The 16,082-nt window shown below is 71.1% G+C and carries 15 protein-coding genes; 8 read left to right on the top strand and 7 right to left on the bottom strand.

Annotated features, from left to right (window positions below; translation table 11 throughout):
* Positions 1–84 precede the first annotated feature (84 nt).
* The 4 genes from OOK07_RS17605 (at position 85) to OOK07_RS17590 (ending at position 3,796) form a co-directional block, all read left to right on the top strand.
* Positions 85–1,641: a flavin-containing monooxygenase gene (locus OOK07_RS17605; protein WP_266797326.1), complete on the top strand. Its 1,557-nt coding sequence runs from the start codon at positions 85–87 to the stop codon at positions 1,639–1,641.
* On the top strand, positions 1,638–2,555 hold the full coding sequence (locus OOK07_RS17600; RefSeq protein WP_266797324.1) for an alpha/beta fold hydrolase: 918 nt from the start codon (positions 1,638–1,640) through the stop codon (positions 2,553–2,555). The genes OOK07_RS17605 and OOK07_RS17600 overlap by 4 nt, the downstream gene beginning before the upstream one ends.
* Positions 2,552–3,436 carry an SDR family oxidoreductase gene (locus OOK07_RS17595; RefSeq protein WP_266681309.1) on the top strand — a complete coding sequence of 295 codons (885 nt, stop codon included), beginning with the start codon at positions 2,552–2,554 and terminating at the stop codon, positions 3,434–3,436. The genes OOK07_RS17600 and OOK07_RS17595 overlap by 4 nt, the downstream gene beginning before the upstream one ends.
* A gap of 87 nt (positions 3,437–3,523) precedes the next feature.
* Positions 3,524–3,796 (top strand): hypothetical protein, encoded by a 273-nt coding sequence (locus OOK07_RS17590; protein WP_266681307.1) that lies wholly within the window; start codon positions 3,524–3,526, stop codon positions 3,794–3,796.
* Between the two features lie 94 nt (positions 3,797–3,890).
* On the opposite strand, the gene OOK07_RS17585 is transcribed toward OOK07_RS17590, so the two are convergent.
* Positions 3,891–7,163, bottom strand: a complete 3,273-nt coding sequence (locus OOK07_RS17585; protein WP_266797322.1) for a S41 family peptidase — start codon at positions 7,161–7,163, stop codon at positions 3,891–3,893.
* Positions 7,164–7,318: 155 nt separating this feature from the next.
* On the opposite strand from OOK07_RS17585, the gene OOK07_RS17580 reads away from it, so the two are divergent.
* From OOK07_RS17580 to OOK07_RS17570, 3 genes are all read left to right on the top strand, one after another.
* On the top strand, positions 7,319–7,924 hold the full coding sequence (locus OOK07_RS17580; RefSeq protein ID WP_266797320.1) for a TetR/AcrR family transcriptional regulator: 606 nt from the start codon (positions 7,319–7,321) through the stop codon (positions 7,922–7,924).
* A 128-nt stretch (positions 7,925–8,052) separates the two neighbouring features.
* Positions 8,053–10,290 (top strand): MMPL family transporter, encoded by a 2,238-nt coding sequence (locus tag OOK07_RS17575; RefSeq protein ID WP_266797318.1) that lies wholly within the window; start codon positions 8,053–8,055, stop codon positions 10,288–10,290.
* Between the two features lie 175 nt (positions 10,291–10,465).
* Positions 10,466–10,741: a DUF1876 domain-containing protein gene (locus OOK07_RS17570; RefSeq protein WP_266515920.1), complete on the top strand. Its 276-nt coding sequence runs from the start codon at positions 10,466–10,468 to the stop codon at positions 10,739–10,741.
* Here OOK07_RS17570 and OOK07_RS17565 read toward each other — a convergent pair.
* From OOK07_RS17565 to OOK07_RS17540, 6 genes are all read right to left on the bottom strand, one after another.
* On the bottom strand, positions 10,738–11,913 hold the full coding sequence (locus tag OOK07_RS17565) for a serine hydrolase domain-containing protein (protein ID WP_266797316.1): 1,176 nt from the start codon (positions 11,911–11,913) through the stop codon (positions 10,738–10,740). The genes OOK07_RS17570 and OOK07_RS17565 overlap by 4 nt on opposite strands.
* Before the next feature lie 74 nt (positions 11,914–11,987).
* Positions 11,988–12,434 (bottom strand): organic hydroperoxide resistance protein, encoded by a 447-nt coding sequence (locus tag OOK07_RS17560; protein ID WP_266583927.1) that lies wholly within the window; start codon positions 12,432–12,434, stop codon positions 11,988–11,990.
* Positions 12,435–12,537: 103 nt separating this feature from the next.
* Positions 12,538–12,996 carry a MarR family winged helix-turn-helix transcriptional regulator gene (locus tag OOK07_RS17555; protein ID WP_266797314.1) on the bottom strand — a complete coding sequence of 153 codons (459 nt, stop codon included), beginning with the start codon at positions 12,994–12,996 and terminating at the stop codon, positions 12,538–12,540.
* A complete protein-coding gene (locus tag OOK07_RS17550; RefSeq protein ID WP_266797313.1) occupies positions 12,993–13,763 on the bottom strand; it encodes an energy-coupling factor ABC transporter ATP-binding protein in 771 nt (256 codons plus the stop codon). The genes OOK07_RS17555 and OOK07_RS17550 overlap by 4 nt, the downstream gene beginning before the upstream one ends.
* Entirely contained in the window at positions 13,751–14,512 is a 762-nt protein-coding gene (cbiQ, locus tag OOK07_RS17545; RefSeq protein WP_266681288.1) for a cobalt ECF transporter T component CbiQ, read from the bottom strand. Before cbiQ ends, OOK07_RS17550 begins: the two co-directional genes overlap by 13 nt.
* A 1-nt stretch (position 14,513) precedes the next feature.
* Entirely contained in the window at positions 14,514–15,563 is a 1,050-nt protein-coding gene (locus tag OOK07_RS17540; protein WP_266681286.1) for an energy-coupling factor ABC transporter permease, read from the bottom strand.
* Between the two features lie 170 nt (positions 15,564–15,733).
* Between OOK07_RS17540 and OOK07_RS17535 the strand changes: the two genes are divergently transcribed.
* Positions 15,734–16,081 (top strand): SsgA family sporulation/cell division regulator, encoded by a 348-nt coding sequence (locus OOK07_RS17535; RefSeq protein ID WP_266681284.1) that lies wholly within the window; start codon positions 15,734–15,736, stop codon positions 16,079–16,081.
* Position 16,082 lies beyond the last annotated feature (1 nt).

Here is a 16,082-nt window from a genome sequence, read left to right as displayed (position 1 = left end):
CCATCGGTACGGAGCTGCTCTACGCTCCCCATTGCGCCAGTGTTCACTGGCGGAGTCCGAAGAGCGAGGCGTGGAGGCTACGGGATGGCCGAGCACGAACATGTACGCGTGGCGGTGATCGGGTCCGGATTCGGCGGGCTGGGGGCCGCCGTGCGGCTGCGGCGCGAGGGGATCACCGACTTCGTCGTGCTGGAGCGGGCCGACAGTGTCGGCGGGACCTGGCGGGACAACAGCTATCCGGGGTGTGCGTGCGATGTGCCGTCCCATCTGTACTCGTTCTCCTTCGCGCCCAATCCCGACTGGCCGCGCACCTTCTCCGGGCAGCAGCACATCCGGGCCTATCTGGAGCACGTCACGGACGTCTTCCACCTCAGGCCGCACCTTCGCTTCAACTCCGAAGTGAAGGTGATGACCTGGGACGGTGAGCGGCTGCGCTGGGAGATCGAGACCAGCGGCGGGCGGCTGTCCGCGGACATCGTCGTCTCCGCCACCGGGCCGCTCTCCGACCCCAGGATCCCCGAGATTCCGGGGCTCGACTCCTTCCCGGGCAAGGTCTTCCACTCCGCCCGCTGGGACCACGACCACGACCTGCGCGGCAAGCGCGTCGCGATGGTGGGGACCGGCGCCTCCGCCATCCAGATCGTGCCCAGCATCCAGCCGGACGTCGCCCGGCTGACCCTCTTCCAGCGCACCCCGCCCTGGGTCATGCCCCGCGTCGACCGCGCCATCACCGGTGCCGAGCGGGCGCTGCACCGCGCGCTGCCCTTCACCGCGCAGGCCCGGCGCGGACTGCTCTGGGGCATACGGGAGTTGCAGGTCCAGGCCTTCACCAAGCACCCCGACGAGCTGGGTTTCGTGGAGCGGTTGGCCAAGCGGAACATGGCGCGGGCCATCAAGGACCCGGCCCTGCGCGCCAAGCTCACCCCCGACTACCGCATCGGCTGCAAGCGGATCCTGCTGAGCAGCGCGTACTATCCGGCGCTCGCCCGTCCGAACGTCGACGTCGTGGCGAGCGGCTTGAGCGAGATCCGCGGTTCGACCGTCGTCGCCGCCGACGGGAGTGAGGCCGAGGTCGACGCGATCATCTTCGGTACGGGGTTCCACGTCACCGACATGCCGATCGCCGACCGGGTCGTGGGCGCCGACGGCAGGACTCTCGCCGAGGCCTGGAAGGGCGGCATGGAGGCCCTGCGCGGCGCCTCCGCGGCCGGGTTCCCCAACTGGATGACCATCATCGGACCCAACACCGGGCTCGGGAACTCGTCGATGATCCTGATGATCGAGTCGCAGCTCAACTACATGGCGGATTTCGTACGGCAGTTGGGCGTCCTCGGGGGACGCGCGGCCCTCGACGCCCGGCCCGGTGCCGTCGCCGCCTGGAACCGGCGGGTGCACGAGCGCATGAAGCGGACGGTGTGGAACACCGGCGGCTGCACCAGCTGGTACCTCGACGCGAGCGGCCGTAACACCACCATCTGGCCCGGTACGACGACCGAGTTCCGGCGGGCAACCCGGCAGGTGGACCTTACGGAGTACGAACTCCTGCGCGTGCCCGCCAAGAGCGGGGACGGGGACAGCGGGGGCAGTGGGGGCAGTGGGGGCAGCGGGGAGAGTGCGAAGAGCGTGGGGGTGGACGCGTGAGCCGGCTCATGAACGTTTCGTCCGGGCCGTACGCCCCGCCCGCCCCCGCCCGTGAGCTCGTCGCCGAATCGGCCGACGGTGCCCGTCTGCACGTCGAGGTGCACGGGCCCGACGGTGCGCCCGCCGTCGTCCTCGCTCACGGCTGGACCTGCTCCACCGCCTTCTGGGCCGCGCAGATACGGGACCTCGCGGCCGACCATCGCGTGATCGCCTACGACCAGCGCGGCCACGGACGCAGCCCGGCGAGCCCGGCGTGCAGTACGGAGGCCCTCGCGGACGACCTCGAAGCCGTACTGGAAGCGACCCTGGCGCCCGGGGAGAAGGCCGTGGTCGTCGGCCATTCCATGGGCGGCATGACGGTGATGGCGGCGTCCGGGAGAGCCGTCTTCCGGGAACACGCGGCCGCCGTCCTGCTGTGCAGCACGGGTTCCTCGCGGCTGGTCGCCGAGTCGACGGTCGTCCCCCTCCGGCCCGGTCGGCTGCGGACCTGGCTGACCAGGCACATCCTCGGCGCGCGGGCCCCGCTCGGGCCGGTCACGCCTCTCGCGCGGCGGATCCTCAAGTACGGGACGATGGGGCCGGGTTCGGCGCCGCACATGGTGGAGGCGTGCGCGCGGATCGTGCACGCGTGTCCCCGCAAGGTGCGGCACACCTGGTCGAAGGTGCTCCACCTGCTCGATCTCGACCATGGCGTACGGGAGTTGAGGGTGCCGACAATCGTCGTCGTCGGAACAGCCGACCGGCTCACGCCGCCCGTGCAGGCGCGGGCGCTGGTCGCCGCGCTGCCGAACTGTGTGGGCAGCACCGAACTGCCGGGGCTCGGCCATATGACCCCGGTGGAGGCGCCGGAGCTGGTCACGGGCCGGATCCGGGACCTCGTGACGACGTACGCGACCACCAAGGAGGGCGCATGAGCAGGGTGAGTCTGGAGGGGCAGGTCGCGGTCGTCACCGGTGCCGCGCGCGGTGTCGGGGAGCTGCTCGCCCGCAAACTGTCCGCGCGCGGGGCCAAGGTGGCGCTGGTCGGGCTGGAGCCGGACGCCCTCAAGCAGGTCGCCGAGCGGCTGCACGGCGACAGCGGCCACTGGTACGCCGATGTGACGGACCATGAGGCGATGACGCGGGTGGCGCGCGAGGTCAAGGAGCGGTTCGGGAAGGTCGACCTCGTGGTCGCGAACGCGGGTGTCGCGACCGGCGGTCCCTTCGTCGACTCCGATCCGGAGGCCTGGCGGCGGGTGATCGAGGTCAATCTGATCGGGTCGGCGGTCACGGCGCGGGCGTTCTTGCCGGTGCTGATGGAGAGCCGCGGCTATCTGCTGCAGATCGCGTCGCTCGCCGCGATCACCCCGGCGCCCATGATGACCGCGTACTGCGCCTCCAAGTCCGGTGTGGAGGCGTACGCGCACAGCCTGCGGGCCGAGGTCGGCCACAAGGGCGTGCGGGTCGGCGTCGGTTACCTGTCATGGACCGACACGGACATGGTGCGGGGCGCCGATCAGGACGAGGTCATGCGGGAGCTGCGGCAGCGGCTGCCGTGGCCGTCCAACAGGACGTATCCGCTGGGGCCCGCGGTGGACCGGCTCGTCGCCGGGATCGAGCGGCGGTCGAGTCATGTGTACGGGCAGTGGTGGCTGCGCGGGATGCAGGGCGTGCGGGGATATCTGCCGGGCTTGATCGGGACGGTGGGCCAGCGGGAGATGAAGCGGTTCGGGGCGCGGTTGGAGGGCATGCGATCGGGGCTCGTCGGTGCAGGTGGGGCGGCGGACGAGGAGTTCCGCGCTACGCACCGTAGTTGATCGAAATGCGCACTGTGTCCGCCCGTGTGAATCTGGTCGAGGCCCGGTCAAGGGCCTTCCCCTCACCCACCACGGGAGTGAACCCACATGGGTATGAAGGACCAGTTCCAGGACAAGTCGGAGCAGTGGCAGCAGCAGGCCAAGCAGAAGGCCCAGCAGGCGCGGGAGCAGGGTCAGGAGCGTGGCCGGCAGAGCCAGGAGCCTGGCCGGACGGGTCAGGAGCGCGGCCGACAGGGCCAGGAGCATGGCCGACAGGGCCAGGAGCCTGGCCGGCCGGGTCAGGAGCGCATGCGTGACGAGGAGACGGAGCGGATGCGGCGTGAGGAGCAGGACCGGCTCGACCCGGACTACGACATGTAGCACCGGCCTGAGCCGATGAGAGTGGGGTGCCCTGACTTCTGGGGCACCCCACTTTTGCCCGTCCGGTGCGGGGTGCGTTGCCGGCGCCGCTCCGTCAGCGGCGCGGGGGGAGCTTCGGCCTTGAACGGTCGGGGACGTCGCTGTAGTCCGGGGGCGTCGCCGGGGGGTTCGACTCCAGTAGTTCCACGGCCAGCTGGACCGCGTCGTCCAGTTGGGCGTGGCGGCCCTCGGCCCAGTCCAGCGGGGTGCGCAGGATCTCCAGGTCGGGTGTCACGCCCCGGTTCTCGACGCCCCAGCCGTACGCGTCGAACCAGGCCGCGTTCATCGGGACCGTGATGACCGTGCCGTCGCCGAGCCGGTGGCGGCCGGTCATGCCTACCACTCCGCCCCAGGTGCGCTGGCCGATGACGGGGCCGAGTTCGAGGAGCTTGATGGCCGCGGTGATCATGTCGCCGTCGGAGGACGTCGCCTCGTCCGCCAACGCCACCACCGGACCTCTCGGCGCGTTCGAGGCGTACGACACCGGCTGGGCGTTGCGGGTCAGGTCCCAGCCCAGGATCGTGCGGGTCAGCTTCTCCACGACGAGCTCACTGATGTGGCCGCCCGCGTTGCCGCGTACGTCGACGATGAGGGCGGGCCTCGACACCTCCAGCCGCAGGTCCCGGTTGAACTGGGCCCAGCCCGAGCCGCCCATGTCCGGGATGTGCAGATAGCCGCACCGGCCGCCGCTCAACTCCCGTACGACCGCCCGGCGTTTGGCCACCCAGTCCTGGTAGCGCAGGGGGCGCTCGTCGATCAGCGGGACGACCGCCACCCGGCGCGCGCGGCCCGCCTCGCCCTGGGCCGGCGTGAACGTCAGCTCCACCGTGGTGCCTCCCGAACCGGCCAGGAGCGGGTACGGGCCCCTCGCCGGGTCCACCGGGCGGCCGTCGACGTGGGTCAGCACGGCCCCCTCCCGGATCCCCGTGCCCGCCAGCGGTGAGCGCGCCTTGGAGTCCGACGATTCGCCCGGCAGGATCCGCTTGACCAACCAACCCTCGTCCCTGCGTACGAGGTTGGCGCCGAGCAGGCCCTGCAGACGCTGGTAGTGCGGTGGGCCCTCGTTGCGGCGTGCGGCGGTGACGTAGGCGTGGGAGGTGCCCAGCTCGCCCAGGACTTCGCGCAGGAGGTCGGCGAACTCGTCCGGGGACGCGACCCGTTCGAGCAGCGGACGGTACTGGTCGAGCACCGCGTCCCAGTCGATGCCGCACATCCCCGGGTCCCAGAAGTACGCGCGGATGAGACGCCCGGCCTCCTCGTACGACTGGCGCCACTCGGCGGCCGGGCAGACCTCGTGCAGGATGCGGCGCAGGTCGATCCAGACCGTCGTGTCGCCGTCCCCGGACTCGCCGGCCGGGACGGCCCGCAGGTCGCCCTCGTCGACCACGACCAGCCGGCTTCCGTCGCCGCTGATCGCGAACCAGTCCAGGTGCTCGACGAGTTCGGACTTCTTCGCCTTGCTGATGTTGAAGTGTTCGAGGGTCGGGCGGCCGGTGGTGTCGTCCGGATGGGCGAACGTCTCGCCGAGCGCCCCCGAGATCGGCCAGCGCAGCCAGACCAGCCCGCCGCCCGCCACCGGAAACAGCGCCGAGTACTTGGAGGCGGGCACCGGGAAGGGGGTGACCCGGCTTTCCAGCCCCTCGACCTCGACCGTGACCGCGCCGTCGCCGCCCTCCTCGTCCTCCACCGGGTCCAGGCCTCCGGCGGCCGGCCGTCCTTCGGGGTTCAGGGCGAAGGGGGAGGGGGTGGCCGAACTCAACGGCACCAGATAGGGCCGGCAGCCGAGCGGGAAGGACAGGTCCCCGGTGTGGACGTCGTAGACCGGGTCGAAGCCGCGCCAGGACAGGAACGCCAGATAGCGGCCGTCTCTCGTGAACACCGGGTTCTCGTCCTCGAAGCGGCCGTTGGTGACGTCGACGATCAGAGGGTCCCCTGTGCCGGTTGCGGAGATCCGGGCCATCTTGATCTGCCTCAGCGACCTGCCGATCCCCGGGTGCGACCACGTCAGCCACGCCCCGTCCGGCGAGAAGGCGAGGTCCCGCACCGGCCCGTTGACCGAGTGGATCAGCTCGGTCACCTCGCCGCCCGAATCCTCGGTCCCCGCGGCGGCAGCCGCATCGTCGGGCACGGTGATGAGCAGCAGCCGTCCGTCGTGCGAGGCGATGGCGAGGCGCTCGCCCTTCGGGTCGGACACCAGCTCCAGGACGCGGCCCAGCTCGCCGGAGGCCAGCCGCCGGGGCTCGCGGTCGCCGGTGGCCCGCGGGAGGTAGGCGATCTCGATCGCGTCCTGGCCCTCCGCGTCCGTCACATACGCGACCTGGCCGGCCGAGCCGAGCATCTCCGGGAGCCGGACCCGTACCCCCGGGGTGTCGGTGATCGTTCGGGCCGGGCCGTCGCGGTGGGTGAGCCAGTACAGGCTGCCGCGTACGACAACGGCGCTCGCGCGGCCCGTCTCGTCCACCGAGATGCCGTCCACGTGCTGGGATGCCGGGACCTGGTAGCTGCGGCGGCCCGCGCGCGGCCCGCTCAGCCGTACGTCCACGCGGCGCGGTACGGAGTCGGCGGCGAGGTCGTCGACGATCCACAGATCGCCGGCGCACTGGTACACCACCCGGGTGCCGTCGCTCGCGGCGTGCCGGGCGTAGAACGCGTCATGGTCGGTGTGGCGGCGCAGGCCGGAGCCGTCGTGGGCGCAGGAGTAGAGGTTGCCGACGCCCTCGTGGTCGGACAGGAAGGCGATACGGCCGCCGACGAACATGGGGGAGTGGAGGTGGCCTTCGAGGTCGGGCAGCAGCCGCTCGCCGTGCAGCCACAGCCGGCCCGTCGCCCCGCCCCGGTAGCGCTTCCAGGCGGCGGGCTCGTGCGGCGGGGTGCCCGTGAGGAGGAGGGTCCTGCGCTCGCCGTCGATCTCGGCGACCTGGATGTCGGAGACCGGGCCCCAGGGCAGCTTGCGCCCGGCGTCGCCGTCGGGGGACACCTTGTAGGCCCAGGTGAAATAGGAGAAGGGCTCGCCGTGGGAGGCGACGGCGAGGATGGTGCCGCCCGGGTCCCAGCCGCAGACCTGGGTGTCGGCCGAGCCCCAGTAGGTGAGCTGCCGGCCGGGTCCGCCGTCCACCGGCACCACATGGATCTCGGGGACCAGACTCCGCCAGCTCGTGTACGCGATCGTGGTGCCGTCCGGCGAGAAGCGGGGGTGGCCGATCTTCGTACGGTCGACGGTCAGGCGCCAGGCGCGTCCCGGGCCGTCGAGGGGGGCCAGCCAGAGGTCGTCCTCGGCCACGAAGCACAAGTGGTCGCCGCTCAGGTGCGGCAGGCGCAGATAGCTCACCTCCCCATGCTTTTCCGGTGAATGGGGCCCAGCAACTTATGGGTCCTTCACACACGTGAGCCACCACACGTACGAAACGGTTTCGTTTCGTTTGCATTCAGGGTATCTTCGTGGGCATACGAGAAGGACGCACCCCGAGCCGGAAGGTGAGTGGCATGACTGAGGTCGCAACAGCGCGTCGCAGTCGGATCACGCCCGAGCGCGAGGCCGAGCTGTACGAGGCCGTGCTCGACCTGCTCAGGGAAGTCGGCTACGACGCCCTCACCATGGACGCCGTGGCCGCCCGCACCAAGTCCAGCAAGGCGACCCTCTACCGCCAGTGGGGCGGCAAGGCCGAGCTGGTGGCCAAGGCGGTGCGGCACACCAAGCCGGGCGGCATCGGGCTCGGTGGCATCGACACCGGGTCGCTCAAGGGCGACCTGCACGCCCTCACGATGCGTTCGGACGACTGCGAGATGGAGCAGAACTCCGCGCTGATGCGGGGTCTGGCCATGGCAGTGCACAGCAACCCGGATCTCCTGAAGGCGTTCAAGGAACATCTCGTCGAGCCGGAGATGGTGGAGTTCCGTCGAATCGTGCAGCGGGCGGTCGACCGGGGTGAGGTCCGTGCGGACAACCCGGCGATCGACTACATGATGCACATGATGCTCGGCGGGTTCGCCGCCCGCACCATGCTCGACGAGCTGCCGCCGACACAGGAGTTCCTCCTCTCGTACATCGACGCCGTGGTCCTCCCCGCCCTCGGCGTGCCCACCACCTGATCGATCCCCGCCTCCACCTCACCACCTGACGTCACCGCTCACGTCGTCGGGACGGTCACCCCTGCCTCCCCGCCGGGCTGACCACCCCTGCTCTGACTGACCCACGACCTGACCGGGAGTACGCCCACGTGGCCACGTTCCTCTACAAACTCGGCCGGCTCGCCTTCAGGCGACGCCATTTCGTCGCCCTGATATGGGTGGCGCTGCTGACCCTCGCCGGAGTCGGCGCGGCCGGCGCCCCCGCCGCGGGCTCGACGTCCTTCTCCATCCCCGGCACCGAGGCCCAGAAGGCCTTCGACCTGCTGGAACAGCGCTTCCCGGGGATGAGTGCCGACGGTGCGACCGCGCGCATCGTGTTCAAGGCGCCCGTCGGCGGGAAGATGACCGACGCCGACAGCAGGGCGACCGTCGAGAGGACGGCGAAGGAGCTGGGAGACGGCTCCGAGGTCGTCTCCGTCACCGACCCCTACCAGGCGCACGCCGTCAGCAAGGACGGCACGGTCGCCTATACGTCGGTGAAGTACAAGGTCTCCGGCATGGAACTGAAGGACACCTCCCGGGACGCCCTGGAGGACGCCGGGAAGCATGCGCGGAAGGCCGGCCTGACCGTCGAGATCGGCGGTGACGCGCTGCAGGCCGGGGCCGGGCCGGGTGCGGCCGGCGAGATCGTCGGCCTCGCCATCGCCGCGGTCGTCCTTGTCATCACCCTGGGCTCGCTGGTCGCGGCCGGACTGCCGCTGCTGACCGCGGTCATCGGCGTCGGTATCGGCGTCTCCACCATCACCGCCCTCGCCAAGACACTCGACCTCGGTGACACCACGTCCACGCTGGCCTTGATGATCGGTCTCGCGGTCGGTATCGACTACGCGCTGTTCATCGTCTCCCGCTACCGCAGCGAGCTCGCCGAGGGCCGTGACCGCGAGGAGGCCATCGGCCGGGCCACCGGCACGGCCGGCTCGGCGGTGGTCTTCGCGGGGCTCACTGTGGTGATCGCCCTGGCCGGCCTCGCGGTCGTCAACGTCCCGATGCTGACGAAGATGGGCCTCGCGGCGGCCGGCACGGTCGTGGTGGCCGTCCTCATCGCGCTGACCATGGTCCCGGCGCTCCTCGGATATGCGGGCAAGCGGATCAGGGCGGCGGGCGAGAAGCGCGGGAAGCGCGGCGCCGTCGGAAACGACGGCACGTCAGGGAAGCCGGCCAGGCCCGGCCTGGGTGCCCGCTGGGCGAGCTTCGTCATCCGCCGGCCGGCCGCCGTGCTGCTGCTCGGTGTGGTCGGCCTGGGGACGATAGCCGTCCCGGCCTCCCAACTGGAGCTGGGCCTGCCCGACGACGGCTCGCAGCCGACGTCCACGACCCAGCGCCGGGCCTACGACCTGCTCTCGGAGGGCTTCGGCCCGGGCTTCAACGGGCCGCTGATGATGGTCGTCGACGCCAAGGGCAGCGACGCCCCCAAGGCCGCGGCCACCACGGTGACCGACCGGATCAAGGGCCTGAAGGATGTCGGGACGGTGACCCCGGCGCTGTTCAACAAGGCCGGCGACACCGCGACGATCACCGTGATCCCCTCGTCCAAGCCGTCCTCGGTGCAGACCGAGGACCTGGTGCACGCCATCCGTGACAAGGGCGCAGACATCAGGGCGGACACCGGCGCGAAGGTGCTGGTGACCGGCACCACGGCGATGAACATCGACTTCTCCCAGAAGCTCAACGACGCGTTGACCCCGTATCTGGGCCTGGTGGTGGGCCTCGCCTTCCTCCTCCTGATCGCGGTCTTCCGCTCCGTCCTGGTCCCGCTGAAGGCCGCCCTCGGCTTCCTGCTCAGCGTGCTCGCCGCGCTCGGTGCCGTGGTCGCGGTCTTCCAGTGGGGCTGGCTCGGCGGACTGATCGGCGTCGAGCAGACCGGCCCGATCATGTCGATGATGCCGATCTTCATGGTGGGCGTGGTCTTCGGTCTCGCGATGGACTACGAGGTGTTCCTGGTGACCCGCATGCGGGAGGCGTACGTCCACGGTGAGTCGCCGGCCCAGGCCATCGTGACCGGCTTCCGGCACAGCGCGCGGGTCGTGGCCGCTGCCGCGGCCATCATGATCGCCGTCTTCGGCGGCTTCATCACCTCCGGCGAGTCCATGATCAAGATGATCGGCTTCGGACTCGCGATCGCGGTCTTCTTCGACGCGTTCGTCGTCCGGATGGCGATCGTCCCGGCGGTGCTGGCGCTGCTCGGCAAGAAGGCCTGGTGGCTGCCGAAGTGGCTGGACCGGGCCGTGCCCAACGTGGACATCGAGGGCGAGGGGCTGAAGTCCCCGGGCGACGGCGGTTCCAGGGAAACGGACCCGGACGAGGACCGGGAGCTGGTGCGGGCCTGAGCCCCGGCTCCGGGCGGCCTTCCGAACGCCGTGGCGCAGTGCGCTGCCCCACGGCTTCGGAAGGACGGATAGTCCGGAGGGGCCGATAGCCGCAGGGCCGGCAGCCGGGCCGGCAGTGGTGCGTGCGGACGCGCCGAGGAGCACTCTGGAAGCAGGTCTTCCGGAGGTGATCGTCATGATGCACACCGCAGTGGGATGGCACGTCGAGCTGGAGTTCCAGGAGGACGAGACGCACACGCGGGCGGTCGCGATGGTGCGGCTGCCCGACGGGACCGAGGTACGCGCCCACGGTCACGCGAGCCGCCACCACACCGACGCACGTCAGCCGAGGGTGGGTGAGGAGATCGCAGGCGCGCGGGCACTGAACGAACTCGCGATGCAGATGCTCGCCAAGGCGCACGGCGAGATCGACTCGGCGTCCGGGCGGACCTCGCACTCGATCAACGTCTAGAGGGACTGGCGTACCGCCCGTACCAGCGCCTGCGCCCGTGGATCCGCCGTCACGCTCTTCCTGAAGCCGTTCGTCACATAGCCGAAGGCGATGCCGGATTCGGGGTCGGCGAAGCCGAGGGCGCCGCCGCGGCCGGGGTGGCCGAAGGAGGTGGGCGCGAGGAGCGGGGACGCCGTTCCGTGCAGCATGTAGCCGAGGCCGAACCGGGTGTTCACCACGAGCACCCGGTCCGTTCCCGCACTGCGTTCGCCGCGCGCCAGTTCCACCGTCTCCGGCGTGAACAGGCGTGTCCCGCCGTCCACTTCGCCGATCAGGGAGGCGTAGAAGCGCGCCAGCCCCTCCGCCGTCGCGATGCCGTTGGAGGCGGGCAGGGCGGCGGCGCGGTAGGCGGGGTCGTTCTCGTCGGGCAGCGGGGTGATCGCGGCGAAGGCGCGGCGCGTGAGGGAGGTCCTGTCCGCGTAGGCGTCGGCGACCGCCCGCGTGGGGCGTGTCTTCAGGCCGCTGAGGTCCGCAGGCGGCTCGACCTGGGCCACCCGGCCCACGCGTGAGACCTCGGACTGCGGCAGCCCGAGCCACAGGTCCGCGCCGATCCGGCCCGCGATCTCCTCCGCGATCCACTCGCCGATGCCCCGCCCGGTGACCCGCCGCACCAGCTCGCCCGTCAGCCAGCTGTACGTCTGCGCGTGGTACCCGTGGTCCGTGCCGGGCTCCCACACCGGAGCCTGCGCGGCGACCGCCGCGGCACCCAGAGCGGGGTCCGCGGCCTCGGCGGGGGTCAGCGGGCGGTCCAGCACGGGCACGCCCGCCCGGTGCGCGAGCAGGTGCCACACCCGCGTCCGCTCCTTGCCCGCCGCCTTGAACTCCGGCCAGTGATCGCCGACAGGCGCGTCCAGGTCCAGCTCCCCGCGCTGGCACAGCAGCAGGAGTACGGCGGCGGCGACGCCCTTGGTCGCCGAGCGCACGATCTGGGCGGTGCCCTGCTGCCACGGCTCGGCACCGGCGGCACCGGCGGCACCGTCTACGTGCTTCGTGCCGCCCCACAGGTCGACGACCTTGTGCCCGTCCCGGTAGACGGCGACGGCCGCGCCCCGGTCTCCGAGCACCTCGAAGTTCCGCACGAACGCCTGCCTGACCGGCTCGAAGCCCTCGGCCACCGCACCGTTCACGTCCACGCCCGTACTTCCTTCCGGATGACCTGCGACTGTGTGGGCAACGCCCCCACTCAGCCTGCGATTCCCCGGTGTCGCTAGCCCAACAGGATCGTTACGTCGATGTTGCCGCGCGTCGCGTTCGAGTACGGGCACACCTCGTGCGCCGCGTCCACGAGCTTCGCCGCGACATCGGCGTCCAGCACGGGCAGCGAGACGCTGAGGGCGACCGCGAGGCCGTAGCCGCGCTGCCCGTTCGGGCCGATGCCGACCTTCGCCGCGACGGTGGAGCCGGTGAGGTCGAAGCCGAAACGGCGGCCGACCAGCACCAGCGCGTTGTGGAAGCAGGAGCTGTACCCGGCGGCGAAGAGCTGCTCCGGGTTGGTGCCGTTCCCGTCGCCGCCGAGCGCCCGGGGCATCGCGACCTTCAGCTCGATCTGGCCGTCCTGGCTGGTGACGTAGCCGTCCCGGCCGCCATGTGCGGTCGCCTCGGCGACGTACATGATTTTCGTCGGCCGGGTGTCGACGGTGGTGTCGTCGCTCATGACTGCCCCCCAGAACGAGTGCGCGCAAATACATCGTGCACAAGGTACTGACCGGTAGGGATACTGCTCTTACCAGGGGGTAGCAACCGCGGGTAACGCGAGATCAGCGGTTCGACGCCGCTTCGGCCCGCGCCGCCAGCCGCCACAGCTCCTCGCGCAGACGCGCGACCTCCCGCGCGTCGAGCCCGGTCGCCGCGAGCAGCGCTCCCGGTACGCAGGCCGCGCGCTTCCGCAGTTCCTCCCCGCGCCCCGTGCACGCGACCAGCACCGAGCGCTCGTCGTGCGCCGCGCGCTCCCGGCGCACCAGTCCCGCCGACTCCAGCCGCTTCAGCAGTGGCGAGAGCGTGCCGTAGTCGAGCCGCAGGGCGGCCGCCAGTGCCTTGACCGTGCTCTCGCCGCGCTCCCACAGGACGAGCAGGACCAGGTACTGCGGGTAGGTGAGGCCGAGTTCGTCGAGGAGCGGACGGTAGGAGGACGTCACCGCCCGCTGGGCCGCGTACAGCGCGAAGCACAACTGGTCGTCGAGCAGCAGAGAGGCCGCCGTGTGGTCCTCGTTCGTCACGCGCCCATTGTCACGGACCGCGGGTCGAAACCGAAGGGCAGCTCCAGGCGGTGGGCGCGCATCAGGTCCTCGTCGGCCAGCAGCTCGGCCGTCCTGCCATCCGCCGCGATCACGCCCCCGCTGAGGATCATGGAGCGGGGGCACAGCTCAAGGGCGTACGGCAGGTCGTGGGTGACCATGAGGACGGTGACGTCCAACGAGCGCAGGATGTCGGCCAGTTCGCGACGGGAGGCCGGGTCGAGGTTGGAGGAGGGCTCGTCCAGCACGAGGATCTCCGGCTCCATCGCGAGCACGGTCGCCACGGCCACCCGGCGCCGCTGCCCGAAGGAGAGGTGGTGCGGGGGCCGGTCCTTGAACTCCGCCATGCCCACCCGGGCCAGCGCCCGGTCGACCCGCTCCTCCAGTGCCGGGCCCGTCAGCCCGGCCGCGGCCGGGCCGAACGCCACGTCCTCGCGGACCGTCGGCATGAACAGCTGGTCGTCCGGGTCCTGGAAGACGATGCCGACCCGGCGCCGGATCTCGGCCATGTGCTGTTTCCCGACGGGCAGTCCGGCGACGTGCACCGAGCCCGCGCCGCCGGTCAGGATGCCGTTGAGGTGGAGCACGAGGGTCGTCTTGCCGGCTCCGTTCGGGCCGAGCAGCGCGACCCGCTCGCCGCGCGCGAGGGAGAAGTCCACGCCGAACAGGGCCTGGTGGCCGTCTGGGTAGGCGAACGCGAGGCCCGAGACCTCCAGGGAAGCAGCACGGTCAGTAGTCACAGGGTCCATCCCAGCAGGCAGACGACGAGGGCGGCGCAGGGGAGCGCGAGAGCGTACGACCACTGCGCCCGGTCCGCGGTCACCTCGTCGATCACCGGCATCGAACCGGCGTAACCGCGGCTGACCATGGCCAGGTGCACGCGCTCCCCGCGCTCGTAGGAGCGGATGAACAGGGCGCCGGCCGACTTCGCCAGCACGCCCCAGTGCCGCACGCCCCGCGCCTCGAAGCCCCGCGACTCCCGGGCGATCCGCATCCGCCGCATCTCGTCGGTGATGACATCGCCGTAGCGGATCATGAAGGACGCGATCTGCACGAGCAGCGGCGGGAGCTTCAGCCGCTGCAGTCCCAGCAGGAGTTCGCGCAGCTCCGTGGTGGAGGCGAGCAGCACCGAGGCGGCGACGCCCAGCGTGCCCTTGGCGAGCACGTTCCACGCGCCCCACAGGCCGTTCACGCTCAGCGACAGGTTCAGGAAATCCACCCGCTCGCCCTCCGCCACGAACGGCATCAGTACCGCGAACGCGACGAACGGCACCTCGATCAGCAGCCGCTTCAGCAGGAAACCGGCCGGCACGCGCGCGAGGTACGCGACCACGGCGAGCAGTACGGCGTACAGGCCGAACGCCCACACCGCCTCCCGCGGCGTCGACACCACGACCACCACGAACGCGAACGCGGCGGCCAGCTTGGTGTGCGGCGGCAGGGCGTGCACCGGCGAGTGCCCGTGCCGGTAGAGCTTGTGCGCGTGTCCGGCGCCCACGTCAGACGGCGCCCGTGCTGGTGGGGGACACGTCGCCCGTACGGCGCCTGCGCACCGCCCAGAACACGGTGCTGCCCGCGACGACGGTCACACCGACGCCGATCACGCCCGCGAGGCCGCGGGAGAGGCCCGCGTCGGTGATGTCCTTGACGCCGTAGCCGGCGAGCGGGGAGCCGTCCGACGCGTGCTTCTGTTCCCTGCTGTCGATGCCCTTGTCATGGGCGACCTTCATCAGGCCGTCGGGGTTCGAGGAGGCGTAGAAGCTGACGAAGCCGGCCAGTACGAGGGAGGTGACAAGGCCGGTGACCCACAGCGCGCGGCGGGAGGTGCGCGCCGCGACGGGCGCCGGGCCGGACGGGGGAGCGTCCACGAGTTCGCCGTTCACCCGCAGCTTGAGTTTCTGCTCCAGGCCGCGCGCGCCGTACACGAGATCGGGGCGTACGGCGATCACCGCACCCACGGTCAGCCCCGTGATCGCCGCCTCGCCGATCCCGATCAGTACGTGTACGCCGATCATCGCGGTGGCGACCTTGCCGATGGAGACGTCCGTGGTGCCGCCGACGGCGTAGATCAGCGTGAAGCAGACCGCGGCGGCCGGGACGGACAGGAGCGCGGCGACGAAGGAGGCGACCGTGATCGAGCGGCGCCTGCGCGGGAGCACCTTCACCAGGCCGCGGAAGACGGCGTAGCCGACGACCGTCGTGACGATCGCCATGTCCGTGATGTTCACGCCTAGCGCGGTCAGGCCGCCGTCCGCGAAGAGGATGCCCTGCATCAGCAGGACGACGGACACGCACAGGACGCCGGTGAAGGGGCCGACGAGGATCGCGGCGAGCGCGCCGCCGAGCAGATGGCCGCTGGTCCCCGCCGCGACGGGGAAGTTCAGCATCTGGACGGCGAAGATGAACGCCGCCACGAGGCCGGCCAGCGGAGCCGTGCGCTCGTCGAGCTCGCGGCGCGCGCCGCGCAGACTCACGGCGACGGCACCCGCGGCGACGACACCGGTCACGGCGGAGATGGGAGCGTTGATGAATCCGTCGGGCACATGCACCGTTCGATGATAGTGGCTTGTTGCGAACTCCTTGCAAGAGCGAGGGGCTCGTGCAGAGCATCCCGCGCAGGTTGTCCTGCGCCAGGGGGCGTAATTCGGAAAATATGGGACATTAGACGTGCGTGGACGCACAGGTTCCACACAGATCACGCAGCGTGAGAGGGCCGACGATGTCCGTAGTCGAGCAGTACGCACGAGCCCACGTCGTCACGGACGCCGCCATCCCCGAGGACGAGACGATCCCCGTCGTCCTGCGCTACGACCCCGACACCGACCCGCGCTCGGTGCGCGTCGGCCTTCCCGGGACTCATGAGTGGACGTTCTCGCGCTCGCTCCTGGAACAGGGCCTGCGCGCCCCGGCCGGCAGCGGAGAGGTCCGCGTGTGGCCGTGCGGCAGGGTGCAGGCCGTGGTCGAGTTCCACTCGGCGCAGGGCGTCTCGGTGGTGCAGTTCGAGACCAAGTCCCTGCTGCGGTTCCTGCGCCGCACCTACATGGCGGCCGCGCCGGTCACCAGCTGAT

Source organism: Streptomyces sp. NBC_00078 (assembly GCF_026343335.1).
Lineage (GTDB): Bacteria > Actinomycetota > Actinomycetes > Streptomycetales > Streptomycetaceae > Streptomyces.
Note: the sequence above shows the minus strand (reverse complement) of the source record. Positions and strands in the feature narration are given on the sequence as shown.

What these genes read in the sequence shown, in the direction of transcription:
- OOK07_RS17590 (WP_266681307.1), top strand. Translation starts at nt 3,524, where the DNA reads ATGGGTATGAAGGACCAGTTCCAGGACAAGTCGGAGCAGTGGCAGCAG.
- OOK07_RS17595 (WP_266681309.1), top strand. Translation starts at nt 2,552, where the DNA reads ATGAGCAGGGTGAGTCTGGAGGGGCAGGTCGCGGTCGTCACCGGTGCC.
- OOK07_RS17535 (WP_266681284.1), top strand. Translation starts at nt 15,734, where the DNA reads ATGTCCGTAGTCGAGCAGTACGCACGAGCCCACGTCGTCACGGACGCC.
- OOK07_RS17550 (WP_266797313.1), bottom strand. Translation starts at nt 13,763, where the DNA reads ATGGACCCTGTGACTACTGACCGTGCTGCTTCCCTGGAGGTCTCGGGC.
- OOK07_RS17570 (WP_266515920.1), top strand. Translation starts at nt 10,466, where the DNA reads ATGATGCACACCGCAGTGGGATGGCACGTCGAGCTGGAGTTCCAGGAG.
- OOK07_RS17560 (WP_266583927.1), bottom strand. Translation starts at nt 12,434, where the DNA reads ATGAGCGACGACACCACCGTCGACACCCGGCCGACGAAAATCATGTAC.
- OOK07_RS17580 (WP_266797320.1), top strand. Translation starts at nt 7,319, where the DNA reads ATGACTGAGGTCGCAACAGCGCGTCGCAGTCGGATCACGCCCGAGCGC.
- OOK07_RS17605 (WP_266797326.1), top strand. Translation starts at nt 85, where the DNA reads ATGGCCGAGCACGAACATGTACGCGTGGCGGTGATCGGGTCCGGATTC.